Source organism: Bradyrhizobium sp. 153 (assembly GCF_023073835.1).
Classification (GTDB): Bacteria; Pseudomonadota; Alphaproteobacteria; order Rhizobiales; family Xanthobacteraceae; genus Bradyrhizobium.
Genome location: NZ_JADPKH010000069.1, coordinates 38,788 through 55,425 on the forward strand (window position 1 = coordinate 38,788; position 16,638 = coordinate 55,425).

The following is a 16,638-nucleotide window of genomic DNA, read 5'->3' on the forward strand; positions in this document are numbered from 1 at the left end:
CACTCACATCACCCGATGACGGGAAAGGCGGAGCGACGATTCGCCCCGCCTTTGACCGTTATCCGTTGACGCGCTCGCTGGCCGCCTTCCTCTCACTCGAGAGCTCGGTCGTCAGTGCACGCAACCGTATGTCCTGCACCATGGCCTGCTGGTTAACCGCCTTCAATTCGTCGATCAGTTTCTCGAAAGTACCCGTCCCACCAACGTTATCGGCCGCCGAGCTACCGCCGCTGGAACTCGCGGACTTGCTATCAGTCTTGCTATCAGTCTTGCTATTTGCCTTGCTGTCATGGGTGTCGTGGGTACCACCAGTAGAAGAGCTAGTAGAACTTGTTTTGGTCATATCGCTTCACCTTCCGTTTTTTTGCCGCCATCAATGGCAACACTCCACTGACGTCGAAGAACCGGCGTCAGGTATCCTCTTCTGTTTCAGCTATAGCTTCGCGAAGATTTGACATGTTTCGCTCCATCGCCTGCATCGCGACGCTGGCAAGAACCGAACCGAAAGCCGATTCGAACTTCTGACGATCAGTTACCGACTGCGAGCTGCCACTGTCAGAATTGGTATGGATGACGCCTTCGATTGCCCCGGCCATCTGGTGCCTCTCACTTCAGTTCCGCCAAAACGGTGGTATCACCACCGAGCGATTCACATTGCTTACGCTACTGGGACTAGCTGTCGAGAAGCTGACGAGAATGAGAACAACCTCACTATCGTCAACGTCAACCCAGCTGAGAGCGCGCATTCGCAGGTACATGCCGCGACTGCCACCGCGCGAATTTCTCGGCCCCACTTTCAATCTCTACATTATGCCGACGAGCGCCAGATCGCGGCGCCTGCCCGACGCACCTCATCACATTGCTCGATCAGCAATGGTGTGATGGCAAGTCAGAGGCAAAACCGCGCGCAGTTGGAAATGCTGCCGCGGGAATCGGCGGTGATGTTGTTTCGTGGCTCCACAGCGATCGTCACTCGGGACTGACGACCGCAGGCACCTGCTTTGCGAAAGCGTCAGAACAGCGTCGTGCTTGCACATGCTCTGAGCCGGAGATGAGTTTCATGAGCACGATGACGCCTCTCCGGGATGTTAAGACGACCGACATTGGCTCGTCCTGCTCCGTCTAAAAGTCGTCAGCTTCTCGAAAGCTCGCCCCCTTAATATGAAAGCTCGATCTTACGACGCCGACGTCAAGTATTTACCGCAATGGAATGGAATGAACCTATGCAGCTCAACAGCATTTCGCTGCCCGCCAGTGCAGATCCAGCTCAGTTCGGGCTTGTTCCGGGGGCTTCGTCGGCCTTGGGATCATCCGCGCAGACCCCCGGCCAGATTCGGCAAGGCGAACCTTCGATGTTCGAGGCAATGGTGTCCATCTGCTCGCGGGAAGAGAAATCCGACGTTCCCTCCACGCCGCCGGATCTGCTGCAATCAGAGCTACAGATCCCGCAGGATTCGCTGGACCAGTTGTCAGCGCACGCGAAGGCGGCGATCGAGGCGGTGATGAAGGATCCGTTTCTTTCTTCCTCGGTCGATTCTTCCTCGGTCGATTCCTCGTCGGTCGATTCCTCGTCGGTCGACTCCCCTAGTGGAGACGCATCGGCGACAGCTGCTCCATCGCCTGACGTTCCGAGCACTCCGGTGCCAAGCTCTAGGATCACGTGGGACGGCGGCACGCTGACCAATGCCGAGTTGCAGATCGTGGCAGTGCTGAACCGGCACAAGGACCAATGCCCACTCAGCTGGGACTCGCTGGCAGCCAAGGCCAGCGATCCCTCGACGCCCCCGGATCTGAAGGAGGCGATCGACGGATTGCGACGCGATCCAGAGCTCTTCTATGCGATTGGCTCCCAGGGGGACGGCCGCTGCGGCGGCAAGATCAAGGCCAAGGATCTGTCAGAGTTTTCCGCCAGCCATTCGCAGGTTGCTACATTCCAGGAGCAGCAAGCGCATAGCTACGAGCAGAACTATATTCCATCCGACGGCACCTCGAATGGACAAGCGTCGGTCATGACCTTGAATGATGCATTGCGCGAGTTTTACAAGTATTCTGACTACCTGCCCAAGAGTTTGAGCCTTGACGATTTCAAGCGGATCGTCGACGGCAACGCCGACATCGGTAAGTGTCCGCCTCAGCTGATCGCGGCGGCTCAACACTTCCTCGATCACCCGGACGCCTGGAAGCAGTTGTGCGGTGGTGCGACTGATAAAATCCACAAGGAAGACTTCTTGCAAGTCGCCTCGTCGTCGATGAATTCCACGCAAAGCGAGCTGAACACGCTCGACACGATCAACAAGAATCAGAATGCCTTCTTCGGGGACGGCGACCTGACACGACACAAGTTGGCGAGTATGGTGGATGACAAGACTCTCGACCCGAAGATACGAGAAGCGGCATCGCAACTGCTCTCGGACCCGCTCTTGTTCCGTTTGCTAAACAATTCGATTACGGGTTACAAAACCCATCAGGAGTTCTTCGACTTAGGCGGCGGGCATACGGTCGACTCTGGTAATATCAGCAACAACGACTTCAGGCACTTCTATAGCAACATGTCACCTGCGAACCATACCGTTCAGCAGATCAAGACCCATGTCCCCAAGACCGCCGCTGAACAAAATGCAGTCACAGATATGGTGATGGGGGTATCCGACCAACCCGATGTCGCGTCTCCGAAGAAGAATGGCGGGGTCCTCATGCATGCGGTCGATGACGTAGCCAAGGTGGGCTCGAAGGTGCTCGACTGGGAGGCCACGGCAGTAGGCCTGCTCGGCGTCATTCCGGGACTGGGCGAGTTGGCCGATGGCGTATCGATGGTGCTCGAGCTCGAGTCGCAAGCATTGAGCCTTCTGCATACGGGCATTAGCGGGGGTGATATGAAACAGGCCCTGAAAGAGGCTGGCCTTAATCTTGCGGGGCAGGCCATTAGCTTTGTCGCTGGGCCCGAGGTCAAATTCGCGCTGCGCGAGGGCCTCGCAAAGGAGATGCTCGAACAGACCGTGCAGTTCGGCCTCGATACGGCGATCTCGAAAGTGCAGTCCTATGCCGAGGACCATTTGGACGACCTGAAGGCACGCCTTACCGAGCCCATGCAGGCCGCAGGCGTTCCGAGTTAGGTCGCTACGCCGTCGTCGTCTCAGACGGTGGTCTGAAAGGCCAGTTTTGCGGGTAAGGTGCGGATGGGTACCTACCTTTTCAGGGACGGAGGCTTGCACCTTCAGCGCCGCTCGACAGCACGGCGTCGAGAAACTCGGTATGTGCCAGGTCGTCAGGGCGAAGCCGCCACTTCGCAAACGGCGGCGGAAGAACGCGCGCTGCACTCGAGGCGCACCCCAAGCACCTGGCGCCACTCTTCTGAGAAGCCGGGTCCGCAATTTGAACAGGTCGATAATTGGAGTTTCTGCCTGAAAGCGGCGATGATGGCCGCGAACAGGAGAGACCAAGAACAGACGAACCGCGCAGAACCACAGCCCGGCTTTCAAGGCGAAGGTGGCGCTTGCCGCCGTCAAGTGCGACCGGACGATAGCCCAATTGGCCGAGCACTTCGACGTCCACCCCATCCGGTGACGGCCTGGAAAGCTCAGCTTGAGGCTTGGGCTTCTGACGTGTTCGGCGCGGGGAGCTCGGCGACGGTTGCGCCCGCGGTCGATGTGAAGTCACTAAATGCCAAGAGCAGGGAGTTGACGCTGGAGAATGATTCCTAAGAAACGAGAGCACCGACTTGCGGCTACAAGGGTTGGAGAACAAAGGCCAATGCCTTGGCACGCCCATGCGAATTGTTGACCACTCGCGTTGGGTAACGCGTCTCGTAGGACGAGGCCCTTGGATCGACATAGTCCGTCCGTATCGCACAGCATTGTAGAACAGAACTGCGATCTTGCCGGCCGTGGCGGTCACTGCCTTGGCCTTGCCGATACGCGATGAAAGTCGCCTGTAAAAGCTGCCGAGCGCGGTGTCTGTACGGCCCACGGTCACGGCAGCAAGGCGCAGAAGTGCCGCCGCCCTACCGCCGGATCCGCGCGTTCGGACGAGAGCATTCTGCCGCCGGAGACCTTGTTGTTCGGCGCCAGTCCAGCCAAGAGGTACAATGCTTTGCACTTCGCCACGAGGAGAGGTCGTCGCCCCATTCAGCGATCAGCTTCAGCGAGAGGTAAGGACCGAGGCCGTCGAGCGTGGTGATGTCCTTTCCGACCAACGGAACAGCGCCACGCGGACGTTCGTAAGCTAGAGCGTTCGCCTGATCGGTTCGATTCCGACGCGCCTTCAACACGGCTTCGATCCGGGGCGTCGCAGACAGATGCTTTCTCGTGGTAGGCGTCCTAAACGCAAGTGCCTGCTCGAGCGCAAACAGACGCTCGGCGCGATAGCCTCCGGTGAGCGCCTTCACGATCGTCTCCGCACTAGCGTGGCAACTGTAATGGCGCAAGCACGCCAGCGCCTCAGGATCGCGCTCGCCGGCAAGGATCGCGCGCATGAGGCGCAGCCGGTGGCGCCGGTGATGTCGGCGAGACCTGGTGGAGTTGAAGATTTATCTCCGTCAAGGCCTTGTGCATATGCTTGATGTGGGAGGCCGCGTACCCAATCAGACGCTCGCGCTGGCGCACGTAGGATCGCGGCTCCGCAATCTGTCCTTTGGGCCGAAAGCTGGCTCGCGACAGCCCAAACGAATGGAGCCGCTGCAGCCACTGCGCATCGGTGATATCGGGCTGCCTCGAGCATCGGCACCACTTCTGACTCAAAACACATCGGCCAACCGGTCCGGCCGGCGACGGCCGCGCCCACCCTTCTTCTGCGATGGTAGGCGGGGTTGTTCTCGGTCCGATACGCGGTTGACGGACTAAACGACGCCTTGGCGGCGGCCACTGGCGGGCTGACGGTACTTCGTGTAGAGCCTTCTGTCGTTGCCGCCCGTGATGCAAGAAGTTTCTGACCCGTTCGGCGTGTGGACGATGCGGTCTTCTGTCAGGCCTTCCTTTTACGGCGTCCTCAGAAGCCGCTGGCCGGTATGGTGATCCGCGGATCAAGTCCAATTCTCATCTCCGAGCACCTCGGCGCTTCGGCTCTAACTGGTTTTCCTGATCCAGATCTGTTCGATCGTTCCGCCCATTAGGGTCGTCGCCTGCTCGCACCCTTCACCAACATCAGGCTCTTTCGTGCCGCATTCGTCATGATGCCGTCACTGCCTGCGCTGGGTTCCCGATAATCCACCTTCCGATTGGCCTGGCCCAAATCGTCCGAGCCATCTTGGTCGCGAAGGCGATCGCCACGAGCATGCGCGGCTTCCGCGAGAGCGCTTCGGCGAGCACAAGAGCTGCGTTTGCGCTCAGGCAATCTACCACTTCGCCGGCGGCCAGACCGTCGTCCGCCAATAATCCCAGCAGAGCTGGCTCGAGACCGGAAGACGAGCCGCGGGCATGTAGTCGATGGCTCAGCTCCGGCTGCCTGTCTTTCCGACTCGGCTTCGGAAGGCGGAGCTTCCATGAGTTCGGGCGCGGCGCGCCCCTTCCTACGCCAACCGCCGATCAGGCGCTCGTCGAACGGCAGTGCCACGTAGCAGGTGACGTCATCCGGAGTCACTCTCGCGATCGCGTTGCGCGCCACGCGCCCACCCGAATATCCGGTCGACACTGCGTGCAGTTCGCTGCCTCGGACTGGGAGTGCCACCAGGTCGAGCAAGCCATCCAGCGCACGAGACGCTCGGGCGGTGGAAGTCGCTTTCCTCGCGGCGCGCTCGACGCCTCGGCGGGTCCGAGTGTCCCGCATCGTGTTCCCCTTGCGACGCGCCGCTTGCACCAGTCCGGCACCTCCGCGCCTCGTTCTGGGTGGATAACGTGGAAGCCTGCATCGCGCAACGCCTCGACGATACGCGGTCGAGCTGCCCAAAGGCGTGGCGGGATTTTTCCTTTATGCGCCGGCGTCAGCTCACGGACAGCTAAGCTGTCTATCAAGCGGGTAAGGTCTAACGACCTGAAGCAATGCAAGATGTATGATCCAGGTGCAGTCGTCATGTACGGTCGAGTTAACAATTGGCCCGATATTCCGGCCGAAGAAAGATATCATCGGGCAGCCAACGCTGAGGAAGCGGGTGCCGAAAGCCAGGGCTTCGCCGATGCGTTCGCTAGAACGCGATTGCAGGAGTCTGCTGGCAGCTCACCTTCGCAACCGAGTTATTCCCTCGTTCGGAAACCTCCTGTGGTTGAGATCGACAGAGCTACGTTCAGGACTGAAGTGAGGACCTTTCATGGCGACGCAATCAACCGCATCGCCAACAATCCACACGAGTACTCGGAATTTGTATCCGCAAGAGCTAAGCGCACAGCAGAGGTCGCTAAGGAATACGGTATCAGAAGAGATTCAGAAGACGCCCGATATTACAGCTACCAATTAGGAAATGTGAGCGTCGGCCTCCAAAGAACGGAGGCCGGATTCAACATGACTGAGTTCGAAAGCGATAAGTGGCGAGAACAGTTCCCTGGACGAAGTGAAGTCACCTCAATTGTGGATTTTCAGGTTGCTCATCCGCTTGTCGCAAACGCCGGCGATATTCTGCTCGAACATCAACTTCGGCAAGACGGCGAACGACCATTGGTGAACTGGCGTCCTGCTAATGCAGAAGCGAAGGCCCGCGCAAAGACAATGGGCTTCGTTGAAGTGGATGAGGACGACATGGTACTTGACCCCACTCAGTCCGCCCAGTGGACAAAAAACAGCCTTGGTGAATGGCAGCGCGCAACTAAATCTCAGCTTTATCTCTCCAAGGTCGACAGTGATACTGAGGTTGCAGCAGATTCCGAAGAGGATGGTGACTTCATGTAATGCCCAGATCCGCTGGCATTCATGTGTTTGGGCAGGCGGCGGAGCAAGGAGCGAAGGCAAACGGACAGCTGCGGCAAAGGTCAAGCCTCAGCCGAGCGAAACCGACAATTCGACTGGATCCGCGAGGTGCTTTGTAACAAGGCACCAATGTTCACCATCAGGCCGGTCCGAAGTGATTTCGCCGTTTGATGCGCCAATCTGAGGGAGATAAGGTGTCTCGGCCAATTCGGTCGAAGACACCAAATCAGGAGAGATGTCGAGCGAATTGAGCCACAGCAGCCATGCGCTCTGATCCTGGCGCTAAGCTCTGCGCCGCTGCCGCCGACCTTAAGGACGGACGTGTTGACCGGCGCGATGTGGCCCGTCCTGAACCAGCTTAATGCCAGATGCGATCTCGACAAGCTTGTGTGCGGCGGCTTCGGAGCCGAGAATAGCTTGATCGGCGGTAATCTCATCAGGATCGGACTGACTCGCTGCCGCCAAGCATCGTGGAATCGTCGCCGCTAAGAAGGCGGTTTGAGCGCCTGCGACCGGACACCTGCTTGCCAGAGGATGATCAGGATTGATGTCAGCAAATCCCTCAGCCAGGCGATCACGCGGCGGAGGTTGTGGCCGACGCCGGTGAGGATGACGTTGCTGGCGTCGCTCTCACGCCCCTTGGGATGGCAGCGGCCGAGGTGGCCGTTGCTCTTCATGTGGCCAATGATGGGCTCGATGGCTGAATGGCGGCGGAGCTCGCTCGATGACGCCCAAGACGCCCCGTTTCTGCCCGGAGATGAAGACGCGGCGCGGTATATCGGTGTTGCGGCCGCGATAGGCGCGCTCGACCGCGCAGCCGGTTAGCGTTTCCGTCCCTCGATGATGGTGCCGAGCGAGTGTCCGTCATAGCGATTGCCGGGCAGTGCGCGAGCGTGCAGCACGAACTGGCCGCCCGGCGCGCGGCCGTTGGTGGTGGCGACAGAGGCCTTGATGCCGAACTCGTAAGGCGCTGCCGCCTTGCCTTTGCGGATGTACTCGACCTCGGGCGCATGGAAGGAATAGAGTTTCCTGCGCTGCCGCTGCAGTTGCGATCCGCGGGCGACCGGGTCCAAGCTGAAGCAGATTTCCTGCGGTCGGGCCAGAACCGCATCGGACATATGTGGTCAGCTGCCAGCCGCTGATGCGGCGTCGTCGGTGCACTATAAGATTTACGGACGCGTGCGCCATCGCGCTATCAGCTTGAACGACGGCTGCAAGAAGTTCACGAACAGGCGCACTGAGCGATAGAGTTCTGCGAGCAACGCAGCCGCCTCAAGTCCTTCAACCGCCGATAGCCGACGATGCGTCGGACCACGGCTCCGTTCTTCTGTTCGACAAACGTCTGGTCGTTCTTGCGGTAGGTCGGCAACGCGTGAACTCGATGTTCGTCTGCTCACATGCCCTGCAGCGAGAGCGGCAGCTGTCGGCGAACTCTGTCATCACGGTGCACAGGAGCGTTTGCTCGCGCACCAGCAACGGCGCACGCTCCGTCCAACAGGTCGCAATATCCGTGAGCACCAGCGTCTGTATAAAACTGGCGCGCGCCAAGGGGCCCACTGTGAGCGACTAGATCGGCTTCGATAAGCCCGGCGCCGGATCCTTCCAGCCGGCGGACGTCCGTACCGGGATTCCGTCGCAATGCGCTCGCCACCGGGCGGCGCCGCTGGCGTCCACCTTCCTCTCGGATCTTGCTCAGCGCCCCATCGATCGTCGACGCGCTCCCCGCCAGCAGCTTCGCACGGATTTCAGGCGCCAGGCCCATGTGACCGTTCCGTTCCATCGACTCGATCAGGAGCGGCAGCAGCGCTTTCAGCCTCTTGCCGCAGATCCGGCCGCATGCCTCACAGAGCACTACCAGCGCATTTCGTTCAGCTTCCTCGTAAATCCGGCGACGGGTGCGCCGAACCGAGGATTGCCTCATCTCGCCTCGGAGCAGGCGCATCGCATGCTTTCAATGCAAGCCCGTCACAAGCACAAGCTGGTCCAGAATTCGCGCCCTCTCCGCGCGGCTCGCCTCTCTGTAGCGCTGTCCCACAGCGACGTGTAGTTTACCGTAAGCCGACGGCCGCAACGGCCACAGACGATAAGCCCGACGAGAAGGGCTCGGCCGCCACGACCGGACTTGGCGCCGTCTCGGCAGCGATAGGCGTTGGCGGCGAGTTGCTTCTGGTTGCGTTCAAACTCCGTCCAGTCAATGTACCCCTCGTGGTGTCCTCTCAGGAAAATCTCGCAGTCTCCTACAGCCGGCGATAGTGGCCATAGGTCTTGCGGGCGCGGCCATCGACGATCTCGGCGCGATGCTCGCTCTTACCGCAGGCGTACGCGCCTGCGTAGAACGGGTTCTTCAAGATCGAAATGACGTTGCGATAGCGGATCGGCACCCACTCAAAGGACGTCATCTTCTTGCCGTCCGACGGACCGGAAAATGGACGCCGTCGGCCTTAAGTGAGAGGTGCGCCTGCCGAGCGCTTCCGAGCTGGCGAAATCGGCTGAAGATCAGCCGTGTCGCTTCCTGGACCCTTCGCGTCTGGATCGAGACCCAAGCCGATCTCCCGATGCCAGATGTAGCCGATGGGCACTGAAAGCCGTAGTTCGCCCCGCCGGGCCTTCGAACGGGCGGCATCGAGCATGCGCGCGCGCAGGACGCCGAGTTCGAACTCGCTGATGCTGCCCTTCATGCCGAGAAGAAGTCGGTCATTGGGCCGACAGGGATTATAGACGCCGTCGAGATCGATGACCCGGGCCTTTACGAGCCCGCAGAGCTCGAGCAGGTGGTGCCAATCCCGACCATTCCTGGTCAGGCGAGAGGGTCGAAACAGAAGACGGCTCCCACGCCGCCGGCGCACAGCCATGCGACAGGCTTCTCAAACCCTGGCCTGGCCACTGCGCCGCTCGCCGAGCGGCCAAGGTCGTCATCGATGACCTCGACATCCCGAAACCCACGTCGTCGGGCCTCATCAACAAGCTCGTACTGGCGCCGCTGGCTCTCGAGGTTGACCTGCATTTGGACCTGGGTGGACTGGCGGATGTAGACGACGGCCTTTCTCTTCAGGAGCGCCGGGGCAAGGATCTCACCGTCCATCATCGGCTCCCTCCTCGACTCCGGCCGCTTCCATCAGCAGGCGAGCCAAGCGCAAGAGCACGGTGCTTCGCTCCGGAACGCTGAGCCCGTTCATCTGCATAGCCTCCAGCGCTATGGTCAGTTGGCGTGGTAACCTTACCTCGGTGACCGGCAGTAATGCGTTCTTCATTGCTTGCCTCCGCGATGACATCTTGGTCATCGGAGGACCCTCGCCTGAGTCTATGTTCCAACAAAAGCCGGCCGAGATCACACAGAGCGGGGACAGAGACTTGGGGCTCACCGACGGTCAGCGCCGCGCACGCGGCGGGATCCAGCATCCACGCCGCGACGACTATGCCGGCGCCATGCTCCCTCAACGAGGACGACATCAGCTGCCAACACGTTTTTGGTATTCATCGGCGGCGGCGCCCCGCTCAATTAAGGTGCTTGAAAGCGGGGGTAGATCACCAAGCTGCGAGGATTTGCCGCATCGTGAAACGGGTATGAAAGCCAATCAGGCTCGACGCGACAGCGATGGGGCTTGAAGTCTACGTAGCGTCAGGTTGTACAGTCTGAATCATAGATGCGGCCATCTCTGAAGCTTCATGATCCCTCGGAGAGGCTCGGTTGGTTGTAGGAAATGTGAGGACTTGAACTGAACAACTGATGAGGAAGCAGAGCTGCAGTGCAAGTATCGAAACCCGGACGCCTTCCAACAGCAATGGGGCGGCCCAATTTCGATCGCGATGTGCCTGATGCCATCTTGTCCTGAAGGAGGGCGGCAACACCGTGGGTTTTTGGATCGTGCGAGTATTTGGGTTTCGGTTTTCCTGGATTGTTTTGAGGTTTGGCTAGCGGTCACCTGTTGCGCGAGAGCCGGAGCGCTCTTCTGCAGCAGCCAAGCTGGGCAGGGTGAGTAATGCACGAGCTCGGAGCGGCGCTAACGGTCCCTTTTTGTTCAATTTGGCCAATCTTGACGATCCGGCTTTTTGAATCCGGAGTCTCTGTGGTCAGCGCACCGGAGTGTGGCTGCGGGGCAGCTATGAAGAGTCATCTGATCTAGGGAGAGCCGTGTGGAACCCGTCTATAACAATCCGGACGATTGGATGCGCTGGTACGCCGAGCTGCAGCGGCAACAGACCGACGTTGACCCTGCAGATCAAGCTGGCTTCGAGCAGCAATTGGGCGAGCTGCAACTCCGCTCTGCTGAGGAGAGTTCCGGGGTTAGTTCCCCCGACAGTCCAGCCGCACGGTCGCATGAAAACATCCAGCGTACGGACGTTGGTGGTTCGATGCGAATGCGGCCAAGGTCCAACCTGCGGGACAATTCGTTCAGCAGCACGCGTCACAGTGTCGATGTTCCGCACGCTCATCTTGGCTCGGCTGCAAATAATTACCGGTCTGACTTGCGGAACAGGCCATTCAGCAGCATGCGTTACGCAGCGCCCTCGGAGGAACAACCTACGGCGCGGACGAAGGACAACAAGCCGCGTGGACTGTTCTCTCGGGTCAAATCAGGGTTAAGCAAAGTCTTTGGAGGAAATCACCGTGAGAAGTGGTCCGGCGACCCAGCGTCTGATGACGTCTACTCGGAGCTTCGCATCGACTTTGCAAAGCGCAGTCGCCCGTCCGAAGCAGACCTGGAGCTGATTGAAGAGTTCAAGACGACATTGGGCAGCGCGAACCGTAAGACGAAGACCATCGAGAATTATGTGATGGCTCTTCGAATGTTCAGCGAATTCCTCCAACCCAAAGGCGTCACTCTGAACGACCTGCTTGGCAATGCTGATCTGCTGACAGCCTATAAAGATGAATTTAAGAAGGTGGCGAGCGCCAATAGCAGGAACTATGTGGGTGGAGCCTTGGATACACTCCAGAATTTCCAGGCTGGAAATCCCATATCCGCTCCAGCTGGGGTGGGTACGCGAGAGCAGCCGATGCACCCCCAAGACGAGCGGATGATCCGCCAGTTCGTGGAAAACGTCAAAGACTACAGAGTTGCTCCCGATGGTGCGGGACTGGTAAGGTCCCGCTTGCTACGATCAAGGGCAATGTGCAGGCGCTCAACGCGTTTGCTCGTTGGCTCCGAGCGCAGAACAAGGAGCCCCTGGCTCCTCGGGCATTCAACGAGCCAATGTCGCTCGCCGACGACATCGAGCAGTACTTCGTAGCTGGCGGCGATGATCGTGACCGCTTCAGCGCGGCATTGTCTCATCTCCGCAGGATCGGCGCTGACGGGCTCCAAGCTGTCGGTGCCGGGCCGCGCCTGATGGGGCGCGAAACATTGTCGGCTCATCCGGGGGACGTCTCCATCATCAATGACTTTTTGACGGACGCACTATCCAAGCTTGGCTCCGACGCGACTCGCAAGGAGAAAGGCGGCGCTTCGGCGATGGTTTCCAAACTACGCTCCTTTAGTGATTGGCTTCAAAGAGAGGGCAGGCCGAGCATCATGGACCGTATCAAGGGCAATGCTGAGCAGCAGTCGTCATTGAGCGCAGATTATGCGGCGTTCAGCATAGCCACAAAGCGGACAGCCCCACTCGATCTCCTTCGACAATACCTGGGTCTGGAGCCCAACAAGGACTTCGTGCTTATGACGATGACGCCAGCCTGATCGAGAGGCTGGCCAAGGAAGAGCTGAGAAACCTCGACCCAGCTTCCGAACCGAGAAGAAAAACAATTCGTAATACTGCTTCGGCCCAACGCAAGTTCAGTGATTGGCTCCGCACACAGGGTAGGGAGAGCATCGCGAGCCGAATCAACGGCAATAGTGAGCAGCGACGCTCGCTGGACGCAGACCACCGGGCTTTCACGGAAGCCAAAGGAAAACTTGGCCTGAGTCTCAAGAAACTCAGGCAGTATCTGCAACTCGTTGAGGCAAACCGAGCGCTGGGTGTGACCGTCCCTCAGCAGAGGGCTAGCTCGAACTCAACCTCAACCTGGTGCGAGATTTGCCGACTCCGCCGTCCGAAAGTGAGTGGCCGCCGCTGCTAGGTCCGTTTGGGCAGGCCGGCTTGCAGGAACCGACTAGGTCGAGCTCCACCTGGTCCCCGCGCGTGCCGTTCGACTTTGATCCAAGTCAGTGGCCGGCGCCGCAAGGCCCGGTTGGACCGGCCGGTTGGCAGGACCTGGCCGGTTCGAGCTTAACCTGGTCTCCACGAGTGCCGTCCGACTTCGAGTGGCCAACTCCGGAGGGCGCGCCAGCTCGGTCCTCAGACATCTACCGCGATCTAACTTCTTTCGCTGATCTGCCGTCCACACCCCAGGAAATGCGTGACGATGCGCAGTCAAGGCCCGTGCTCAGCCCCGCCGGCAGACCGCCGTTCTTCATCGATCCATCAGGCAAGCCGCAAGAGCTCGAGGATATCGATATCTCGTCGGCGAGGATTGGCGGCATGGCTCACAGGCGGTGCCGGAGTTCCTGCTCGATGTACTGGACAATAAAATGCTGTTGCCGAGTTCGCAAATGGCTCCCCAGCCGGTCTCTATCAACGGTGAGACCTACTCCATCGCATTGGGGCCGCGAGGACGCCGCGACGCCCAACTGATCCATCACCCTGGCCCATCCTCAGTTCCTGATCCCCGGATCGGCGCTTCAAGGGCGAGTGTCTCTGCCAGCGACCGCAGCGGACGGGTGCTCGGAGCCGACGAATGGCTGGGTGATGCGCATATCCAGCGGGACTACGAGCTGCTGTCGCAGGAGTTGCAGCAAAACAATCCAAACCTCGCCGCCCGGACCCGGTTCGTCGATCCTCTCATCGCCTTTCAGGTGGGCCATGGTACGGACGGCGACGCCCTGAACGCATTCCATCGCATTGTCAACGATCGGAATGGCAACGATACGGCCGACTTCCTGTTCCTGCCGGTGAGTGATGCGAGTGCTACGGACCTCCGTCGCCGCGGCTCCCATTGGTCGTTGCTGCTGGTAGATCGCCGCGATCGCGACAGGCCGGTTGCCTATCATTACGACTCCTTCAAGCCATACAATGCCGGACCTGCAGCAATGCTTGCATCGCGGATGGGAGCCCATTTGCAAGATGCCAACATGCGCAGGCAGAGCAACGGCCATGATTGCGGAGTCTTTGTGGTCGACGGTACCCGGGCGCTGGTCAGACGGCTCGCGGGAAGACGACGGGCAGACCTGAGCCTCCTCTACCTCGTCGTCGATCGGCAGGCACTGCAAACCGGCTAAGTGGGTGATGTCGGCTTCAACTGAATAGCGCGTGCAGCTGGTTGAAGTGTATCCATCCGAGATAAGCTGCGGACAGTGGATTGCGCGTTCGCGGGATCGTGAGCACGGATTTCAGCGCATCGTGAGCAACGATTTCAGAGGATCGTGAGGAGCGATTTCAGGCATCGTGAGCAACGTTTGGCGGTGCCGGACGCTTCGACCGAAAACTCAACCGGGCTACGGATTCCTCATTCAACCAATAGGAAGCCTGATGCCTACCGAGAGATTGTCGATGCGCCGGATCCGAGAAGTTCTACGTTTGAGGCACCAGGGCCTGACCGAGCGCGTCATCGCGCGGACGTTGGGAGTGAGCAATGGGGTCGTACACGGTTATGTGCGTCGCGCCCGCCTTGCGGGGCTGATCTGGCCGCTGTCGGAGGGCCTGGACGACGAGAGCCTTGAACTGCTGCTGTTTCCAGCGGGCGAAAGTCTGCTGTCCGGCGCTCAGGTGACGGAGGTAGCGCGCAAGCACGGAGCGACGCGCTGGCAAATTTACGATTGGCGACGACGCTTCCGACATCCGCTGGCTTGTACGCGGTGTGGACTTCGACAACGACAGCACGTTCATGAACGAGGTCGTCGCGCCGCGGTGCGCCAGCCGAAGCTCGGGGGACGCGCTCGCGTGCCTACAAGAAGAACGGTCAGGCATTCGTCGAGCAGAAGAATGGTGCCGTTGTGAGTCGCTTGATGGGCTGCGGCCGTTCGATGGCCTCGACACGGCGCACGTGATGGGCCGCCTCTATTCGGCGGCAACTCTACGTCAATTTCTTTCAGCCGTCGTTCAAGCTCAAAGAGAAGCGCCGAGAAGGGGCCAAGGTGATCAAGCGTTATCATGCTCCTTTGACACCCTATCAGCGCGCGCGGGCGCATCCAAGCTGACCGCGGCTGTAAAGCGGCGGGTAAGCGATCAGTATCGCTCGCCCAATCCGGTCGCGCTCTTGGCCGAGATTCGCGCAATCCAGGAAGAACTTGGCAATCGCGCCGATCGTCGTGTCGGACAGGCGCGCGGCCTGCAACCCGCTTGCACGAGCACTGCGCCGCCATCGCGCGAAACAGCTGCTCACGACCGCCTGAAATCTCCGCTCACCATCGGCGAAATACGCGCGGTGGATCACCGATTCCACCGCCTGAGGTGTTCGGGATCTTCCCTGTGCATCCTGATGAGCTCCATCAGGTTTGCCGAGTCGGTGAACGCCATGACGCCCTCGTCACCTATGCTGTAAACCCAGATGACGTCGCCCTCCGGGTCCATTTCCGTTGGCCACATCCCAGAGCCAGTCCTCGTCCTCGCCGAGGTCCTTTGCGACGCGACCGATGGTGAAGACGGAATGAACTTTGTTGACGTGCATGGCTACGCCGCCTGAGCGGAGGACCGTCGACGCGAAGAGACGTCCAATTCCACGGCAGCAACTCGTGTAGGCAGCTCTGTGGCTCTCCGCCATGCACGTGAAGGCGTCGGCTAGCCACGCTTTCAGATCGATGTTGTGGAGACACGCCGCCATGATGAGCGTCATCCGGCGGGAAGTTCCGATCCGGACGTTTAATGACTGAGACAGCCCGCCGCCGGGCTTCTGCGAGATCGACATGGTCGACCCTGGCGGCACGTCGGTGGCGGGATCGTTCATCCAGACCATGACGATGGCCGATTCGCGACGGGCTGGACGAGTGCCTGCCGTTGCTGGAGCCATTTGCGCCGGCGCTTCGTCAAATTGGCCCGCAACAATAAATCGCCGATCGCCGAGGCCGCCGATGGGGGCCTCGAACTATAGCTACGCCGAGGCCTGCCCAAGCGTAAGCGCGAAGCCGATACCCTGGCTTCAGAGTTAGAATGAATGTGCGAAGAAGCCTCCGACTTGGAACGGAGGTTTGGGATGGGATTGGACGGCAAAAAAGACGCCCATTTGGACAGCTCAACAGTTGGGTCTGGAGCAGTCAGCCGGCTTGAAATGCTTAGCCGCAGCGAAGTTCGCGAAGGCCCTCGGCAAGACGGTGACGGCCGGCGAGCCGCGTGCCACGCAACGCCGCGGCCGTCGGCCTTATAAGACCAGGGTTCGCATGCCGTCCAAGCTCGACCCGCATTTTGCTACGATCGAGGGCTGGCCCATCGAGGAGCCGCAATTAACTGCGGTCGCAATTGCCTGCCGGCTGAGCGAGAAATATCCCAACGAGTTTGGGACGAGACAGCATTCGATCGTGCAGCGTCTGCTGAGGGCGCTCAGACCGAAGGCTGCCGAACAGCTCATCGCTCAGGAGCCGCTCGACGACACGATGACAGGTGCCCCATCGCCCGGGGTTGTGGACGGCTCGGGCTATGTAGGGCCCGACCCGCCCACAGCCCCTCCTACGGAGCCAACTTGGAAAGCCACCTGGCGCGGCCAATCACTCAACATCGGGTCGACCGCTGCAAGGTCGCCATCAGGCTAACGTTTGCAGATGAGGCACTACGCGGGGTGAAATTTGCAAACGACGACGTAATTGCGGTCAGCGCCCGGCGCACGAAAGCTCCGCTATC

The 16,638-nt window shown here is 59.9% G+C and carries 10 protein-coding genes and 5 pseudogenes; 7 read left to right on the forward strand and 8 right to left on the reverse strand.

Translation table 11 applies throughout. The annotated features are described in order from the left end of the window. Window positions 1–58: 58 nt before the first annotated feature. Together IVA91_RS15485 and IVA91_RS15490 are read right to left on the reverse strand one after the other, a co-directional pair. A complete protein-coding gene (locus IVA91_RS15485) occupies window positions 59–343 on the reverse strand; it encodes a hypothetical protein (RefSeq protein WP_247458924.1) in 285 nt (94 codons plus the stop codon). A 67-nt stretch (window positions 344–410) separates the two neighbouring features. Next, entirely contained in the window at window positions 411–596 is a 186-nt protein-coding gene (locus tag IVA91_RS15490) for a hypothetical protein (protein ID WP_247275818.1), read from the reverse strand. 627 nt (window positions 597–1,223) lie between these two features. On the opposite strand from IVA91_RS15490, the gene IVA91_RS15495 reads away from it, so the two are divergent. Next, window positions 1,224–3,113: an HrpF/NolX family T3SS translocon protein gene (locus IVA91_RS15495; protein ID WP_247458925.1), complete on the forward strand. Its 1,890-nt coding sequence runs from the start codon at window positions 1,224–1,226 to the stop codon at window positions 3,111–3,113. A gap of 887 nt (window positions 3,114–4,000) precedes the next feature. On the opposite strand, the gene IVA91_RS15500 is transcribed toward IVA91_RS15495, so the two are convergent. Both IVA91_RS15500 and IVA91_RS15505 read right to left on the reverse strand, forming a co-directional pair. Beyond that, window positions 4,001–4,384 carry a hypothetical protein gene (locus IVA91_RS15500; RefSeq protein WP_247458926.1) on the reverse strand — a complete coding sequence of 128 codons (384 nt, stop codon included), beginning with the start codon at window positions 4,382–4,384 and terminating at the stop codon, window positions 4,001–4,003. A gap of 317 nt (window positions 4,385–4,701) precedes the next feature. Continuing rightward, window positions 4,702–4,948, reverse strand: a pseudogene (locus IVA91_RS15505) (hypothetical protein); the annotation flags it as partial. A gap of 1,031 nt (window positions 4,949–5,979) precedes the next feature. Here IVA91_RS15505 and IVA91_RS15510 point away from each other — a divergent pair. Next, window positions 5,980–6,813, forward strand: a complete 834-nt coding sequence (locus tag IVA91_RS15510) for an effector protein NopP (protein ID WP_275974762.1) — start codon at window positions 5,980–5,982, stop codon at window positions 6,811–6,813. 503 nt (window positions 6,814–7,316) lie between these two features. Here IVA91_RS15510 and IVA91_RS15515 read toward each other — a convergent pair. The 3 genes and pseudogenes from IVA91_RS15515 to IVA91_RS15525 all read right to left on the reverse strand — a co-directional run bounded on the left by IVA91_RS15515 (window position 7,317) and on the right by IVA91_RS15525 (window position 10,082). Then, window positions 7,317–8,911, reverse strand: a pseudogene (locus tag IVA91_RS15515) (hypothetical protein). Then, window positions 8,872–9,916 (reverse strand): annotated as a pseudogene (locus IVA91_RS15520) (recombinase family protein); the annotation flags it as partial. The pseudogenes IVA91_RS15520 and IVA91_RS15515, both read right to left, overlap by 40 nt. After that, complete coding sequence (locus tag IVA91_RS15525) at window positions 9,903–10,082, reverse strand: hypothetical protein (RefSeq protein WP_247458927.1); 180 nt, start codon at window positions 10,080–10,082, stop codon at window positions 9,903–9,905. The pseudogene IVA91_RS15520 and the gene IVA91_RS15525, both read right to left, overlap by 14 nt. Before the next feature lie 883 nt (window positions 10,083–10,965). On the opposite strand from IVA91_RS15525, the gene IVA91_RS15530 reads away from it, so the two are divergent. The 5 genes and pseudogenes from IVA91_RS15530 (at window position 10,966) to IVA91_RS15550 (ending at window position 15,349) form a co-directional block, all read left to right on the forward strand. Further along, on the forward strand, window positions 10,966–12,063 hold the full coding sequence (locus IVA91_RS15530) for a phage integrase SAM-like domain-containing protein (protein WP_247458928.1): 1,098 nt from the start codon (window positions 10,966–10,968) through the stop codon (window positions 12,061–12,063). After that, window positions 12,027–12,509 (forward strand): hypothetical protein, encoded by a 483-nt coding sequence (locus IVA91_RS15535; RefSeq protein ID WP_247458929.1) that lies wholly within the window; start codon window positions 12,027–12,029, stop codon window positions 12,507–12,509. The genes IVA91_RS15530 and IVA91_RS15535 overlap by 37 nt, the downstream gene beginning before the upstream one ends. Window positions 12,510–13,544: 1,035 nt before the next feature. Beyond that, window positions 13,545–14,087: pseudogene (locus tag IVA91_RS15540) on the forward strand (Ulp1 family isopeptidase); the annotation flags it as partial. Window positions 14,088–14,337: 250 nt separating this feature from the next. Then, window positions 14,338–14,547, forward strand: a pseudogene (locus IVA91_RS15545) (IS21 family transposase); the annotation flags it as partial. A 145-nt stretch (window positions 14,548–14,692) separates the two neighbouring features. Beyond that, window positions 14,693–15,349: a hypothetical protein gene (locus IVA91_RS15550; RefSeq protein WP_247458960.1), complete on the forward strand. Its 657-nt coding sequence runs from the start codon at window positions 14,693–14,695 to the stop codon at window positions 15,347–15,349. Here IVA91_RS15550 and IVA91_RS37135 read toward each other — a convergent pair. Continuing rightward, window positions 15,335–15,760, reverse strand: a complete 426-nt coding sequence (locus IVA91_RS37135; RefSeq protein ID WP_346015493.1) for a hypothetical protein — start codon at window positions 15,758–15,760, stop codon at window positions 15,335–15,337. The two genes, IVA91_RS15550 and IVA91_RS37135, sit on opposite strands and share 15 nt — an antisense overlap. Window positions 15,761–16,638 lie beyond the last annotated feature (878 nt).